This window comes from Deinococcus sp., from assembly GCF_025362455.1.
In the GTDB taxonomy this organism is placed as follows: domain Bacteria; phylum Deinococcota; class Deinococci; order Deinococcales; family Deinococcaceae; genus Deinococcus.
Map to the genome: position 1 here is coordinate 1 of NZ_JANYGJ010000002.1, position 15138 is coordinate 15138.

The 15138-nt window shown below is 60.5% G+C and carries 15 protein-coding genes and 1 tRNA gene; 8 read left to right on the top strand and 8 right to left on the bottom strand.

What is annotated here, in order from left to right:
* Positions 1–437: 437 nt before the first annotated feature.
* Positions 438–725 carry a hypothetical protein gene (locus Q0R23_RS00025; RefSeq protein ID WP_293908960.1) on the bottom strand — a complete coding sequence of 96 codons (288 nt, stop codon included), beginning with the start codon at positions 723–725 and terminating at the stop codon, positions 438–440.
* A gap of 79 nt (positions 726–804) precedes the next feature.
* Here Q0R23_RS00025 and Q0R23_RS00030 point away from each other — a divergent pair, with 79 nt between their 5' ends.
* From Q0R23_RS00030 to Q0R23_RS00055, 6 genes are all read left to right on the top strand, one after another.
* The gene (locus Q0R23_RS00030; RefSeq protein WP_293908962.1) at positions 805–1686 is read left to right on the top strand and encodes an SDR family oxidoreductase; all 882 of its coding nucleotides are present in this window, start codon (positions 805–807) and stop codon (positions 1684–1686) included.
* 9 nt (positions 1687–1695) lie between these two features.
* Positions 1696–2292, top strand: a complete 597-nt coding sequence (locus tag Q0R23_RS00035) for a YdeI/OmpD-associated family protein (RefSeq protein ID WP_293908964.1) — start codon at positions 1696–1698, stop codon at positions 2290–2292.
* Positions 2289–3068, top strand: a complete 780-nt coding sequence (locus Q0R23_RS00040; protein ID WP_293908966.1) for a DUF429 domain-containing protein — start codon at positions 2289–2291, stop codon at positions 3066–3068. The genes Q0R23_RS00035 and Q0R23_RS00040 overlap by 4 nt, the downstream gene beginning before the upstream one ends.
* Before the next feature lie 40 nt (positions 3069–3108).
* Entirely contained in the window at positions 3109–4056 is a 948-nt protein-coding gene (locus Q0R23_RS00045) for an aldo/keto reductase family protein (protein ID WP_293908968.1), read from the top strand.
* A gap of 748 nt (positions 4057–4804) precedes the next feature.
* Positions 4805–5776, top strand: a complete 972-nt coding sequence (locus Q0R23_RS00050; protein ID WP_293908970.1) for an ABC transporter ATP-binding protein — start codon at positions 4805–4807, stop codon at positions 5774–5776.
* On the top strand, positions 5773–6666 hold the full coding sequence (locus Q0R23_RS00055; RefSeq protein WP_293908972.1) for an ABC transporter permease: 894 nt from the start codon (positions 5773–5775) through the stop codon (positions 6664–6666). The genes Q0R23_RS00050 and Q0R23_RS00055 overlap by 4 nt, the downstream gene beginning before the upstream one ends.
* A gap of 31 nt (positions 6667–6697) precedes the next feature.
* Here the strand turns inward: Q0R23_RS00055 and Q0R23_RS00060 are convergent, their stop codons facing one another.
* The 5 genes from Q0R23_RS00060 to Q0R23_RS00075 form a co-directional block, all read right to left on the bottom strand.
* Entirely contained in the window at positions 6698–7459 is a 762-nt protein-coding gene (locus tag Q0R23_RS00060; protein WP_293908974.1) for an outer membrane beta-barrel protein, read from the bottom strand.
* Positions 7460–7479: 20 nt separating this feature from the next.
* Positions 7480–8070, bottom strand: coding sequence for a cysteine peptidase family C39 domain-containing protein (locus tag Q0R23_RS00065; protein WP_293908976.1), 591 nt, complete (start codon positions 8068–8070; stop codon positions 7480–7482).
* A gap of 32 nt (positions 8071–8102) precedes the next feature.
* Positions 8103–8327: a hypothetical protein gene (locus Q0R23_RS00070; RefSeq protein ID WP_293908978.1), complete on the bottom strand. Its 225-nt coding sequence runs from the start codon at positions 8325–8327 to the stop codon at positions 8103–8105.
* A 1671-nt stretch (positions 8328–9998) separates the two neighbouring features.
* Complete coding sequence (locus tag Q0R23_RS18470; RefSeq protein WP_366520365.1) at positions 9999–10277, bottom strand: DUF5658 family protein; 279 nt, start codon at positions 10275–10277, stop codon at positions 9999–10001.
* Between the two features lie 39 nt (positions 10278–10316).
* Positions 10317–10724 carry a hypothetical protein gene (locus Q0R23_RS00075; protein WP_293908980.1) on the bottom strand — a complete coding sequence of 136 codons (408 nt, stop codon included), beginning with the start codon at positions 10722–10724 and terminating at the stop codon, positions 10317–10319.
* A 170-nt stretch (positions 10725–10894) separates the two neighbouring features.
* Here Q0R23_RS00075 and Q0R23_RS00080 point away from each other — a divergent pair, with 170 nt between their 5' ends.
* Both Q0R23_RS00080 and Q0R23_RS00085 read left to right on the top strand, forming a co-directional pair.
* Positions 10895–12124 carry a histidine kinase gene (locus tag Q0R23_RS00080; RefSeq protein WP_293908982.1) on the top strand — a complete coding sequence of 410 codons (1230 nt, stop codon included), beginning with the start codon at positions 10895–10897 and terminating at the stop codon, positions 12122–12124.
* Position 12125: 1 nt separating this feature from the next.
* Positions 12126–12773 carry a response regulator transcription factor gene (locus Q0R23_RS00085; protein ID WP_293908984.1) on the top strand — a complete coding sequence of 216 codons (648 nt, stop codon included), beginning with the start codon at positions 12126–12128 and terminating at the stop codon, positions 12771–12773.
* A 46-nt stretch (positions 12774–12819) separates the two neighbouring features.
* Here Q0R23_RS00085 and speA read toward each other — a convergent pair whose 3' ends face one another.
* The gene (gene speA, locus Q0R23_RS00090) at positions 12820–14730 is read right to left on the bottom strand and encodes a biosynthetic arginine decarboxylase (protein WP_293908986.1); all 1911 of its coding nucleotides are present in this window, start codon (positions 14728–14730) and stop codon (positions 12820–12822) included.
* Positions 14731–15044: 314 nt separating this feature from the next.
* A tRNA-Asp gene (locus tag Q0R23_RS00095) sits at positions 15045–15120 on the bottom strand.
* Between the last annotated feature and the right edge of the window lie 18 nt (positions 15121–15138).

Consider the following 15138-nt stretch of genomic DNA (forward strand, 5'->3'; position numbering starts at 1 on the left):
TTGGTCAGGGCTGGGCGGTGGCGCGACCTGCCATCGCTCTGGAGTGCTATTGGGAAGGCCCTTGATGCCGTAACAGTTCAGGATGTCCTCGGCTGGTTCGGGGCTGCCTATCCTATGGCCTTTTTGTGAAATCTGCTCTAAACGAGGTAGCATGCAGTTATCAGCAGCATGCAGTTATCAGCAGCATGCAGTTATCAGCAGCATGCAGTTATCAGCAGCATGCAGTTATCAGCAGCATGCTGTCATCCTGAGCGAAGGATTTCGTAGTCGAACGGCGAGATCCTTCATTTCGTTCAGAATGAAAAACCAGAACGGCAAATTCCTAGATTTGGCTTCACCTCTTACTTCAGCTCGCAACTGTACAGATACAACTGAGTTCCATCAAGGTACATCACCATGAACCCGGCCTTTTTGGCGCCGTTTTTCAGCTCGGTTATCTACATGCGGTAGAGATTGCCGCCCTCCAGTGAGGACTTCAGTGTGACGGACAGGCCTTTCTTGGCGGCGGCTTTCATCCCGCTGTCCATGAACGTGGCGACCTGCGTGAATTCGGCGGGTGACATCTGGCGCGGCGGCCTCGATTTCAGTGGACCGGTGCAGTGCTTGCCGGTGAACGCCACGGCCTGAGCGTCCACGCTCTTGACCGCCTCGGCACTGGGTTTGTAGTCCTGCGCCCAGGTAAAGGAAAGGCTGCTGAGGAGGGCCAGGACGAGAATACTTTTCACCTGTTCATTCTGGCTTCAGATTCCTCACGGAAGGCTGACAATTGGGACAGGCTCCATTCTTCGTGTATGGTCTCAAGGCATGGAGAACGACTCACTCGCGCTCAGGGTCGCCCTCGTCGCTGGAGCCACGCGCGGCGCGGGCCGGGGCATCGCCGTGCAGCTCGGCGCACGCGGCGCCACCGTGATCTGCACCGGGCGCAGCACGCGGACGCAAGCCAGCGACCTGAATCGCCCGGAGACCACCGAGGACACCGCTGAACTCGTCACGGCGGCGGGTGGACGGGGCGTGGCGATCCGCTGCGACCACAGCGACGAGCGCCAGGTCGCGGCCCTGATGGCGCGGGTGCAGTCCGAGTTCGGCGGCCTCGACATCCTGGTCAACGACATCTGGGGCGGCGAGTCGCTGAGCGAGTGGGGCCAGCGCTTCTGGGAGCAGAACCTGAGCAAAGGCCGCCTGATGCTGGAACGCGCCGTCTGGACGCACATCCTGACCGCCCACGCCGGGCTGCCGCTGCTCAGGCCGGGCGGGTTGATCGCCGAGATCACCGACGGCGACGGCTGGTATTACCGGGGTAATTTCTTCTACGACCTGGCCAAGACCGGCGTGATGCGCCTGGCGCAGAACTGGGCCAGTGAACTCAAGGATGACGCGCGGCAGATTACCAGCGTGTCGCTGACGCCCGGCTTTCTGCGCAGCGAGGAGATGCTGAGCCACTTCGGCGTGACCGCACAGACCTGGCGGGACGCCATTGGGCAAGACCCCAATTTCGCCGAATCCGAAACGCCGCATTTCGTCGGGCGGGCGCTGGCACATCTGGCGGCTGACCCGAACAGGTTCCGCTTCAATGGGCGAGCCCTGGCGTCATGGACGCTGATGGACGAGTACGGCTTCACCGACATCGACGGGCGCACTCCGCACTGGGGAAGCTGGTTTGAGCGCCAGAAAGCCGGGTCGCCGTAGACTCAGGGCGTGACCGCCGCGCCGCCAGACATCTTCGAGCCAGACATCTTCGAGCCCGACACCTTCGAGCCCAATAACCGCGCCGCCTGGCGCGAGTGGCCGCTGGAGCACCACGCCACAGCGAGCGGTGTCCGTTGCGTGCTGCACAAAAAGAGCGCCGCTGACGCGGCGGTGGAGGCGCTGTGCTTCGGCTGGAGCGACAGCGTGGGGCGCAAGCTCGACGAGCGCCGGTCCACACTCTATTTCGCGCCACGTAAAAAGGGCAGCGGCTGGAGCGCCGTCAACAAAGCCAGAATCGAGCAGTTGGAGGTCGCCGGACTGCTGCACGCCTCCGGCCTCGCCCGCATCCTGGCTGCCAAGCGGGATGGCTCATGGACCCTGCTGGGCAGCGTGGACGCGCTGGCAGTGCCGCCCGACCTCCAGACCGCCCTGGAGGGGGCCGGAGCACTGGCGCGGTGGACCGCCTTTGTGCGCAGCGCCCGGCGCGGCATTCCCGAATGGATCGTGCAGGCCAAAACGGCGCCCACACGGGCCAGACGCATTGAGGAGACGGCCCGACTCGCGGCCCAGGGCGAGCGGGCCAACCGGTGGCGAAAAAAGGCGTGAAGTTCATCGGCCTCGATCTGGCCTGGTCGGCGAAGAACCCCAGCGGTGTGGCGGTGCTGGAGGGTGACCGCAGCGGCGCCCGGCTGGTGCAGTCCGGTCTGCTGCACGGTGACGCCGAGCTGCTGGACTTTTTTGATTGCGAACTCTCCGGCCCGGTGATCGTCGCCGTGGACGCGCCGCTGAGCGTGCCGAACCTGACCGGTCAGCGCCCCGCCGAAGCCGAGCTGGCCGCCGTGTTCGCCCGCTTTCAGGCCGGTGCCCACCCGGCCAACCGGACGCTGCTGGGCCGCTACAACGGCGGCGTGCTGCGAGGTGAGTTCATCCGGCAGGCGCTGGAGGCGCGCGGCCTGACTGACGATCCGCACCATCTGGCCGGTTCCGACACCCGCACCATGATCGAGGTCTACCCGCACGCGGCGATGGTGGCGCTCTTCGGGCTCAGCCGGACGCTGAAGTACAAGGCCAAGCGGCAGGGCCGGGACGCTCTGGAGAGCGCCTGGGCCGAGTACCACGCGCATCTGGCGGCGCTGGAGCGGGCCGAGCCGCCGTTGACCGGGCTGGAAACGCTGCTGGCCACCGATCCGCCCAAGCTGCGCGGCGTTGCCCTCAAAAACCACGAGGACGAAACCGACGCGGTGATATGCGCCTACGTCGCCCTGTATGCCCACGCCTGGCCGCAGCGAACCGAAGTGTTCGGTACGGTAGCGCAGGGCTATATCCTGACGCCGACGCTGCCGGAAAGATGGCGCCCGGCCAGAATCTTTACTTCACCTTAAAGCCGACGCTTGCCGTGCTTTAAACGATAAAGTAGGGTTTATGGAATACCGCAATGTAGGCAAAAGTGGGCTCAAGGTTTCGGAAGTCTCTCTCGGCGGCTGGGAAACCTACGGCGTCAACGTCAACGAGGCGCAGACGGTGCGCGGCATCGTCCACAAAGCCTACGACGAGGGCGTCAATTACTTCGATCAGGCCGACATCTACGCCCGTGGCCAGTCCGAGGAGATGATGGGCGCCGCCCTGAACGAACTGCCCAGGGCCAACCTGGTGATCGCCTCCAAGGTCTACTGGCCGATGAGCGATCACGTCAACGACCGGGGGCTCTCGCGCAAGCACGTGCTGGAAAGCATTCGCGGCACTTTAAAGCGGATGGGCACCGATTACCTCGATCTGTATTTCGCCCACCGCTACGACCCCGAAGTCCCAATGGAAGAGATCGTGATGGCCTTCGATCAGGTGATCCGCAACGGCCAGGCGCTCTACTGGGGCACCTCGATGTGGCCCGCCGCCCGCATCGCCCAGGCCGTCGAGTTCGCCCGCGCCCACGGCCTGCATGCGCCGGTCGTGGAGCAGCCGGAATACAACATGATCCGCCGCGAGCGGGTGGAGGGCGAGATCTTGCCGTACACCGAATCGGCGGGCGTGGGACTGGTGGTCTGGAGTCCGCTGGCGATGGGTCTGCTGACCGGCAAATACGACGACGGTAAGCCTGCCGGTGCCCGCCTGACCGAGAAGGAGAACTGGGGCAAGAACTTCCTGACCGAAGAGAACTTGCAAAAGGTCCGTGACTTGAGGCCCATCGCCGACGACCTGGGACTCACCCGCGCCCAGCTCGCCCTGGCCTGGCTGCTGCGCCAGAAGGGGGTCAGCAGCGTCATTACCGGCGCCACCAAGGCCGGTCAGATCGAGGATACGGTCAAGGCGGCGGGCGTCAGGCTCAGCGAGGAGGTTCTCAGCCGCATCGAGGATATTCTCTCGCCGCGCTGAGGGCGGGTAGTCGCCGTGTGGGCGGGCCTTTTTCGGGTTCGCCCATACGTCGTTTGGGCGGCTGGATGAGCTTGGGGCGGTTGGGTTGTGTTGGTGGGGCTTCAGCTTTTGGCCAATGCGTCTGTCGCTGCGCCAGGCATGGTACTTCCGTGGCGTCCCACACGCTCAATTCTTCACCGCGTTCTCCGCATCGTGTAGATCATGTGGGGCGCCCGTGCTCCGCAACTGCGCATGCTTGGCTGCGCTGGAAGCTATTGGTCTACTTCAGCGGAAAATAGCCTCTGGGACGCTGCTTTTAAGTATCTCCTTGTAAAGCTTTAGATTTACCGAGCGGAGCGAGTGAGGAAGAAAGTATGTCCTGGTGGGAGTGGAGGGATGGAGCGCTTTTTGCGGAAGCCTGAAACGTTAGCAGGGACATACTTAGCTCCCTCTCCGTAGGGGAGAGGGCCGGGGTGAGGGGTCGCTCGTGAGCCCCGCCCATGACCCCATCTGTCCCCGCGTACCATTTCCCGCTTTCTTCCACAAGCCACAAGCCACAAGCCCGCCGAAGGCGCCCCCAACCGCAACACTTCCAACACCCCGTCTCACCTCCGGGCGCTACCTTTGAATGGACCTTCTCATGAGGGAGCCTGCGCCATAGTCGGGCCGAATCTTGACGTGCGCACGCTTGAATGGGACAGACGCTTGGACAGGGCAGACGCTTGAATGGGAAGGATGTTCAGCTTCCCGAATTTTTCCAAAGGACACGATGACGTTAGCGATTGAAACACACAGTCTGTGCAAGGAGTACAAGGGCCGCGCCGTGGTGCAAAGTCTCGATTTGCAGGTCGGTGAGGGCGAGGTCTTCGGCTTCCTCGGCCCCAACGGGGCGGGCAAATCGACCACCGTGAAGATGCTGCTGGGCTTGGTGCGGCCCACCTCCGGGTCGCTGAAGGTGCTGGGCGGCTCGCCGGACGACGCGGCGGTGCGGGCGCGGCTGGGTTTCCTGCCCGAACAGTTCCGCTTTCAGACCTGGATGACCGGCGCGGAGTTCCTGCGCTTTCACGGCAAGCTGGCCGGACTCAAACCAGGCGATCTGCGCAGCCGCATTCCCGCCGTGCTGGAGCGGGTCGGTCTGGGCGGGCGCGGGGGCGAGGCGCTGGGCGGCTACAGCAAGGGCATGCTCCAGCGGGCCGGGCTGGCCGGGGCGATCCTGGCCCGGCCCCGGCTGGTGTTCCTCGATGAGCCGACCTCGGCCCTCGATCCGATTGGCCGGGTGGAAGTGCGCGAGATCATTCTGGAGCTGCGGCGCGAGGGCGTGACTGTCTTTTTGAATTCCCACCTGCTCTCGGAAGTCGAGCAGGTCTCCGACCGGGTGGCCTTCGTCAAGGCCGGGCAGGTCGTGCGTGCCGGAAGCATGCGTGAGCTGCTGGCCGGGGCGCTGCCGGTGCATGTCAAGGTGGACCGCCTGACGCCCAACTTGCGGGCCGCGCTGGCGAACCTCGGCCCCATCGAGGAGCATCCCGCTCCGGCAGGGCAGCTCGGCCAGGCCATCACCGTGACGGTCAGCGGGGAGGAGGCGGTGCCCGCCGTCGCCCGCGCCGTGCAGGACGCTGGGGTGATGCTCTACGCTCTGACGCCCCGCCAGCACGACCTTGAAGACCTGTTTCTGGAACTGGTCGGCACCCAGGGCGACACCGGGCAGGCGCCGCAGATGCAGAGCGCCGGGCGGGTCGCGTGAGCGGCGCTGCTGGTGGACTCGGCAACGTCTGGCTGGTCGCCCGGCTCTCGCTGAGCGAGGCGCTGCGCAAGAAACTGATTGTGGTGCTGCTCGTTCTCACCGCCGCCTTCATCGGGTTTTACCTGTACGGCGTATTTCGCTTGCAGGGCACCCTGGCCGAACGCGCCGCCGAGGCCGGGCTGGAAGCCGGTCCCCGGCGCGGCCTGGGCAACCTGCCGGTGGTCTATTCCGGACTGTTCGGGATGTACCTGGTCTACTTTCTAGGCTCGCTGATGGCGGTGCTGTCCACGGTGGCCTCGGTCAGCGGCGACATCGAAAACGGCGTGATGCAGTCGATCATCGCCCGGCCCGTGACCCGCGCCCAGGTCGTGCTGGGCCGGTGGCTGGGTTTTGTCGGCGTCAACGTGGCTTACGTGCTGCTGGTGTCGGTCATCTTGCTCACCGGCCTGTATCTGATTACCGGCTATCTGCCGCCCGCGCCCGCCCAGGCCATCTTGCAGGTGCTGCTTGCCATCGTGTTGATTACCAGCCTGACGGTGCTGGGCAGCACCCTGTTCGCCACGCTCGCCAACGGCATCGCCGTGTTCGTCCTCTACGGGCTGGGCTCGGCGGGCGGCATCCTCAAGTTCATCGGTGCCATCGCCAGCTCGCCCACGATGACGGCTCTGGGCAGCGCGGCCAACGTCGCCATGCCTACCAACGCGCTGTGGCTGGGTGCCAGTTACAACCTTCAGACGGCCTCGGCGCTCGACATTGCCAAGCTGGCACGCGGCGGCAGCCCGGTCTCCTCCACCGTGCCGGTAGACCCGGCGCTGCTGGTGTGGGCGGCAGTCTACGCCGCGCTGGCGCTGGGGCTGGCGATGTGGCGGTTTTCGAAACGGGATTTGTAGGGGGAAGTGGGCTGTTGGAAGTGGGTAAAGATCAGGGCCGGTAGACGTAGCTCAGGCTGACACCTGCGCTGGACCGCCCGCCCACGATATCCAGAGTCGTTCGAGTCTGGACGCTACTCTGCTCGTTGAATTTGTACACGCCGCCAAATCCTAGGGTGGTCGACGGCAGAGTGAGGGTTGCGAAGGTCAGGCTCTGCACCGCGTCACCGCGCAGAGTCACGGCGTCGTTGACCACGAAGCCGACACCCGTGCCCACGCTGATGCTCGGCTCCGACTGACTGTAATAAGACGCGGCCACCGTCGCGTCCAGAATCAGCGGGTCGCGCAGGAAGGAGGCCGAGGCGCTGCCCGTGACGGCCCAGCCGTTACCCGTCAGTGGTAAGCCTACGTCCAGGCCCAGCGAGGGAGCAAATCTTCCACCAAAGGTGTACTGCGCCCCGACGCTCAGGCCGTTCCAACGTCCGGCACCTGTCACGGCAGTCACGCCCTGCTCATTCACCGATTCTGTTCGTGAAGCCGAAACTCCGGTGGAGGCCGTCACCGACAGTTGATCGGTCACGTTGTAACTGGCCGTGAGTCCCAGTCCAGCGCCGAGGCTGATGGCGTTTCCGGCGACGTTCGGGCTGTACTCGCCGCTGAAGCTGAAACTGCTGCTGCCCGCCCCTGATTTCGGGCGCTGAAGTGGATCGATGGGCTGGAGGTTCTGGGCGCTTGCCAGATTCGCCGCAGAGCACAGCGCAGCGGCCAGCAGCGCCGCTCGCCAGGGGTTCCGGTTCATATTCTTTCGGTTCATAGGTTTCCAATTCATGTTCGTTATCCTCCGGTGCGAAGTCGCTCAAGGCGCTCCTGGTACTTGCTCACCTGCGCGGCCACTTCGGCTCTGGCGCGGGTGGCCTGCGCTTCGTCTGGTCTGGGCACCAGTACCACTCCGTTCCAGGCGTTCAGGAAATTTGGCAGTGGCTGTGAGCGCACGCCCCAACTGGGATCGGCGATCAGCACGGTTCGCTCGTCTACGTGCAGCACCAGGTAATAATGGCCCCTGGGATACACTACGTTGACGACCACCGGCAGGCCCGCCGCCATGACAGTGCGGAGCTGCTCCAGCGTCAGTTTGTAGCCCGCCGAGGTGACTTGTTCCTCTTCCAGCACCTTCTTGAGCGAGAGCAAGGTCAGCCCTTCCGTCACCTGTTTGCCCCGCGCGTTCATCTCGGCCACCGAGCGCTCCGTCACCGACTGCTCCGTGACCGGCTGGCCGTAGTAATGGGTGAGCAGGGTAGCGATAGCTGCCGGGCCACAGGTGAAGTCGGCGGTCTGGCCGATGACGCTCTGGTAGCGGAGTTCGCGGTAGGTCGTGGATGCGTCCGAGGAAGCCGCCCCCGCGTTGAAGAATAAAGTTGCTGCCAAGGTATTGACTATAATTTTTGTGATGGTGTGCATTAATTGTAACCTTGTGACCAGCTACTTTTACGAAAGATCCAGTTTAAAAAGAAGCAGAGTGGAACAAGAAAAATAGATCTGATCAAAGGTTCGACAAAACCAACAATCTTAACTATGCCGCCATCTTTAAGTGTAGAAATCAGATATTCTAGAGAATGGAGTGCAAACAGCACTGCCAAAAACATACAGCCTTTTTCAAGAATCATCAACATGTTTTGTTTCATGTATCTCCTAGTTTAGCGATGTTATTCGAACGGCTATAGTTGGGATACCCTCGTCATGTTGCTTGTTTGATTATCCTACACCTTCAATCTAGCTTACCTTTAAAACTGGCTTTGAAGATTTTACTGCCAAAGAGGATGGAAGTCAGAGTCGAGATCATAACGCCGACGAAGAGAGATTTGAGGAGGAGGTCACGGTTTAAGTAGCTGGCGATACTCGTAATCTCACTGATTAAAACATATCCGACTAGAAGGTATGTAAATGAAGAAACGAGCATGGTTATTACAAACTTCAAGACAGTCACTTTCCCCTCGATTGTTTTATTCTATTCACGTAGCGAAGAATCAGGCTTCGTACCTGTTTCTGGTCCACTTCTTGTACATCGTGATGAAGGCGAAGTAGAGTACTGCTGAAAACGCTGACCTGGCGATAGGATCCACGAAACCAAGCGCTACAATAGGCTCGCTATTTTTGAAAGAGGAGACAACATAGTCTAATATGTGGTAAGTAGCGAATACAGCAAAAAACAGGTACGACTCTTGAAGTGTGGTGATTTTCCTCTTCATACTATTCCTCTAAGCTTTAACGTGTGCGATGATGCCGCTCTGGACCTAAGTGGGACATCTAGCTTCATCTTTGCTTTTGCTGGCCCCTAACAGTTCTGCTCATTATCTTACCTTTGTTGAAAGTCATAAAAACTACTAACCAGGCCAGTAGTACACACCCAAAGTTAACTGTAAGCATTCTTATATATACTACGTCTTCTATTGTTGAGAACCAATATGAGTGGGCGAAAATAGCTATAGCATACAGAAATATTTCATAAAATTTGAGTCTAATTTCAGCTAGAGTTGCACCAAGAGACAAAAAAATTAAAATACTTGAGAGCTCAATAATGTCAATAGCGCCTGATCTCACAGCATACAGGCCAAATAATCCTGGTAACAATAAATATGTTATCAATCTAAGAATTATAACTCTATTACACGCGGACATTATAACAACAATCGTCGCGACGGCAGTAGTGGTTGTTACTTGTGATTCCATAACACACCTGCTTGTTTTAAAACATATGAGGAGGCAGAATTACTTTATTCTGCTTCCTCATATAAAGTGGCTTAAGGTTTACCAAGTAAAAATTCGTGAGTACTTTTAATAGCACTCGTGCCCAAATTACTGACGCGCTGCGGGCGGAACACACAGCGGGGAGCCCAAGCACCAGGGATGGATGGTGGGTGCCGGTTTGATCGGCCAGGGCTGAATCGGGGCGGGCGGCGGCAGCAGAGGCTTAGGCAGTGGGCGGACAGGGTCTGGCAGGGGGCGGGGAGTTGGAACAGTGATAGGTGTACAGGCGTTCTTATCACCGGCCAGTAGTTTTAAGATGCAGGAGGGAACTAAGTTCATGGGCATGGAGGTTCTTGGAACTTCCTGGGCTAAAGCGAACGAGCTGGATAGGAGCAGTGGCACAACAACGAGTAGCATCTTTTTCATAAATTCCCCTAGTGATTGGCTAGCAGATGATAATACAAACGCTGCCCAAGCAGAATGATGGGTCGAAAGTGTTGAGAATTTTGGCTAGATTACCTGACATCCGCCGTAACGTGTCTTGATGTCTGTAAAGGCGCTTTTCTTGAACGCATATGGTTTTAAACTTTAATCTTCGGCAATTCCTATCACCGTCTACGCTTTAAAAGTAGAATCATGTTGTTTCTGATTGCAAAAACTGTAACAAGGATGAATATTATACTTCCGGAGGGTGCATCCAAGAAGTAGCAGACACCTAAAACAATAGAAACATACAAGACATATAGTCCAAGTCCACGATTTATACCAAATCTTCTAGTCAGTAGTGCAATGAGTGGGTTGGCCTCTTCAAAACCCTTACGTAGACCAATGTGTGTACTTAACACATCGATGGCCAACACTACTATAGCAATTGATGTTAAAACCATCGAGTGAACTCCTTAAAGCCCCCAAATGGAGGCTTTGAATTAGAAACCTTTAATTTTAAGGAAGGCTCCAAATCCTCCAGTCGCAGCGCCGCCAGCAGCACCAAGGGCCACCGATCCTGCGTTAACTTTGCCAGTTTCTTGATAACTCTTAACTGCACCAATAACAGCCCCTAAAGCTGCTCCTCCTCCAACCCTCACTGCGATAATGACTAACGGAAGAACTTCACCCGTCACTTCATCCAATTCCTGGTCGTTCAGGGCCTGTGGTAAACCAGCCGTACTGGTCTTCGCGAGCAGAGTTGAGGAAACTACAGGAGCTTGCGCCTGTGGCAAAGCAGCCGCCTTGACACTCACGAGTGCCGGGGGCGTTGCTGAAGGCTGCACCGAGGCAGCACCAGCGAAGGGGGCGAGGAGGAGGGCCGTCAGGAGAATCGATTTGGTGTTCATGGGATTTAGTGTGGCAGTTGTCCGCGCTCCGCGCATTGCCCAAAGGTCGTACCACCAAGGGAGTAGAAGGTCTTACGACTAAAGGCGTAGTCGGGACTACTCCTTGATTGAGTATACAGGCCGCTTCATCTCTCCTAAGCTGGGGGTATGCTTTCTCGCCTGCACTCACTATGGTAATTCCGGCGCTTGCCCGTCGCCCGGACGTTGCCAGTTTCCTGAACCGCCCCCGCGTTGGTCCGGTGGTGGCGTTCGTGGGCCTGGGCATCTTGACCAGCTTGCTCGAAAGCCTGGTGATCAGGCAAGGCGGCGAAGCGACGCTGCCGCTTAGCGATGTCAGGGTAGTGCTGGGGCGCGTGCTGTTCGCGCTGCTGTGGTTCGGCAGCGTGCTGTGGGCCATCCGGCCAGGCGTGCGCTCGACCGCCGAACAGGTGCTGCTGGGTCTATCAGGGCTGGCGATCGCCGTGTTCGTCATCTGGGCAGATCGTCCGTCCACCGTGTTGCTGGTGTTGCCTATCGTGGCCCGCTACTTTTTGCTGTTTCGCCCGACCCTGATGTTTTTTGGGGCCTTGCTGGTGCTCAGCGTGCTGCTGGAGGTCGGTCTTTCGCCGTCACTGCCTGCTGGCGATCCGCAACTTCTCGTGCTGGTTATCCTGACGCTCACGCAAGCCGGGTTCGGGTACGCCGCGTTCGAGTACATGCTGAGAAACGAGGAACAGAAACTGGTGCTGAGCTGGGCTTACCAGGAAGTACGCGCCAGCCAGAACGCGCAGGTGCAGCAGGTGCTACTCGAAGAGCGCACGACGATTTCCAGGGAACTGCATGACAGCCTGGGGCACGAACTGGCGGCCATTCGGCTGGAAATTCAGCGGGCCAGGCGACTGGAGCAAAAGTCGGTGGACGCTTCTGCCCCCGTTCTGGCCGCGCTCGACAGCGCCATGCTCCGCAGCAGCGTGGCCCAGGAACGGCTTCAGGAAGTGGTCTTCGCACTCAAACCGGCCCAGCTCGACGGCACGCTGTTTCAGGCGCTGGGCGAACTGGTCAAGAACTGGCCGGAGCGCATCAGTTTGCACCTGCCCCCCTCCGAGCCAGCCTTGCCTGTGGCGACCACGCTGGTGCTGTTCCGGGCTGTTCAGGAAGCCATGACCAACGCCCACAAGTACGCGCCAGGGCAGCCGGTCGCCATAACGCTCGAACACGCTCAGCAGACACTTTCCCTGACGATCACCAATCGCCAATTGACGCCCTTGGCCACGCGGCCCGCTGTTCAGAGCAGCCGAACCGGAACAGGACTGAGGACCATGCAGGAGCGCCTGGCGTTGCTCGGCGGGTCTGCGAGCAGCGAGGCGACAGAAGATGTCTTTACGTTGCGCGTAGCGCTGCCGTTCGGGAAAGGAGCTTGATATGCGGGTACTGATTGTTGACGATCAAGTCATTTTGCGCAGCGGACTGGCGGCATTGATGGAGCTGGAAGATGATATGGAAGTGGTCGGCCTGGCCGAAAACGGCGCGGTCGCCCTGGAGATGGCCGAGCAGTTCGGGCCGGATGTGGTGCTGATGGATGTGCGAATGCCAGTGATGGACGGCATCGAAGCGACGGCAGCGCTCGTTCAGCGCGGCGGCCCACCTGTGGTGCTCCTGACCACCTTCGAGGAAGTCGAAGACATGCTGGGCGGTTTGAACGCTGGAGCGATCGGCTACCTCTTTAAAACGGCAGAGATCGACACCATCTTGCACGCCCTGAGGAGTGCTGTCAAAGGCGTCAAAGTGATCGACCCCAAAGTCGCTGTCCACCTGGCAGGCTATGTGGGTTCGGCCAGACCAGCGCCCGCCCAGCCAACCGATCTGATAGTGCCCGAAGCGCTGACCAGGCGAGAGTTGGAGGTCTTGCTCAGCCTTGCGGCGGGCCATTCCAACAAGAGGATTGCTCTTCAACTGGGCATCACCGAAAGCACTGTCAAGGTGTACGTGGGCAACGTTATCGCCAAACTCGACGCCACCAACCGCACAGATGCCGTGCGGCGTGGCCGGGAACTGGGCCTGGTGGAATGACGAAGAGGCCGTCCGTGCCCTCTTTCCCCGCGCCCCGTCTCCCGCCTCAGTCCGCCTCGTACTCCAGATACGTGTAGCCCAGCAGCTCCTCGCCGTAGTCTTCGAGCAGCTCGACCTCCTGCTCGTCGGTCAGGAAGCCGTCCTTGATGGCCTCGTCGGCCTGGTCCTCGATGCTGCCGCGCAGCATGCCTTCCTCGTAGCCCATGCTCTCGATCATGCGCCGGGCCTTCTGGCCGCGCACGAACAGATCGATGTGGTAGCGGCCACCGGGCCGGACGGTGACGTGCGCCTCGCTGACCTTGCCGAACAGGTTGTGCGAGCTGCCCAGCACGTCCTGGTAGGCTCCGGCCAGGAACACGCCCAGGTAGTACGGCTTACCGTCGGGCTCGTGCAGCGGCAGCGTGGCCTTGACGTCGCGCAGATCGATGAACTTCTCGATCTTGCCGTCCGAGTCGCAGGTGATGTCGACCAGGGTGCCCTGGCGCGTGGGTTTCTCGTCGAGCCTGGACAGCGGCACGATGGGAAACAGCGCCTGGATGGCCCAGTTGTCCGGCAGGCTCTGGAACAAACTGAAGTTGCAGATATACTTGTCGGCCAGCACTTTTTGTAGGTCTTCCAGCTCGTCGGGCACGTACTTTTCCCCGGCGGTCAGCTTCTGGATCTTGCGCAATATGGCGTTGAACAGCGCCTCGCCGCGTGCCCGCTCGGATAAGGTGATGTAGCCCAGATCGAACAGGTTGTGCAGCGTCTGCTTGTCGGCTACCGCGTCGTTGTACAGCTCGCGGTAGTTGCGCCCTGAGATGTTCTCCAGCCCCTCTTCGAGGTCGCGCACGATCTGGTGGGTGCCCTCGGTGGCCTCCGGGATGTCCTGAAGGTCGCGGGTGGGGCCGGTCACGTCCACGACGGGCACGACCAGCACCGAGTGGTGCGCCGTGAGCGCCCGGCCAGACTCGCTGACGATGGTGGGCTCCGGCACGCCCCGCGCCTTGCAGACCTCCTGCACGGTGTAGACGATATCGGCGGCGTACTCGCCCACGGTGTAGTTCATCGAGGCGTAGAAGGTGGTTTTACTTCCGTCGTAGTCCACGCCCAGGCCACCGCCGACGTTGAGGTACTTGAGGTCCGCGCCCGCAGCCACCAGGCCCGCGTAGGTCTGGGTCGCCTCGCGCACGGCCACCTTGATGCGCCGGATGTCGGTGATCTGCGAGCCGATGTGGGTGTGCAGCATCACCAGGGAGTCGAGCATGCCCTCGTCGCGCAACCTCTCGACCACGCGCAGCAATTCGTAGGCGTTGAGACCGAACTTGGCCTGGTCGCCGCCGGACTCCTCCCACTGCCCCGAACCGCGTGCGTGCAGCTTGAAACGCACCCCGATGGCGGGTTTGACGCCCAGGGCGCGGGCCTGCTTGAGAATGCGGTCGAGCTCGCTGTACTTCTCCAGCGTGATGACGACGTTCTTGCCCAGCGTCCGCCCCCACAGCGCCAGCTTGATGAACCCGTCGTCCTTGAAGCCGTTGCAGCACAGCAGCGCGTCGGGGTGCAGTTTCTGGGCCAGGCACAGCGCCAGCTCGGCCTTGCTGCCCGCCTCCAGACCGTGCGCGTAGCTGTAGCCCGCCTGGGCGATGGTCTCGACGACCAATCTTCGTTGATTGACCTTGATGGGAAACACGCCCTGGTAGGCGCCCCGGTACTCGTATTTGTCGATGGCCTTGTGAAACGCCTCGTTGAGCTGTTTGACCCGGCCCGTCAGCACCTGGGGGAATCTCAGAATGACCGGCAGGCTCTCGCCGCGCTCGACCACGGCGTCCACCACGTCCTGAATGACCACGTGCAGGCCGGGCGAGGGCGTGACTTCCATCTGGCCGTCGTCGCCGACACGGAACCAGCCGCCGCTCCAGTTGGGGACCGAGTAGGTTTCTGCCGCGTCGGCAACGGTATATTTCGTGCTGGTTTTCAAGGTGGGCGCCCTCCGTATTGGCCTGAGGCTCGCCGTGCGCGGGGCAGTAGCCGGGCAGGGCAGTGAGCACCTTTCCCGACGACCACGCCGTGCGAAACCGGGGGCCATGATAGCGGCACAGTGAGCGAAACAGGTCATGCGGGATGACAGTTGGGCGGGGGGAACACAAGTCTGTTTCCTCGGCGCAGAAAAACTTGACCTGAGCGCCTTCCCGGCGCCACTTTCCGTTTGTCCAGCACAGCCCTTCGCCCAGCACAAACAAAAAAAGTAGGAGCCCGAAAGCTCCCACTCTGTATTCTTTGGCGGCCATTCTTTGGCGGTCCGGACGGGATTTGAACCCGCGACCTTCTGCGTGACAGGCAGATATGCTAACCGCTACACTACCAGACCCCACCGCTGGCCCCCAGC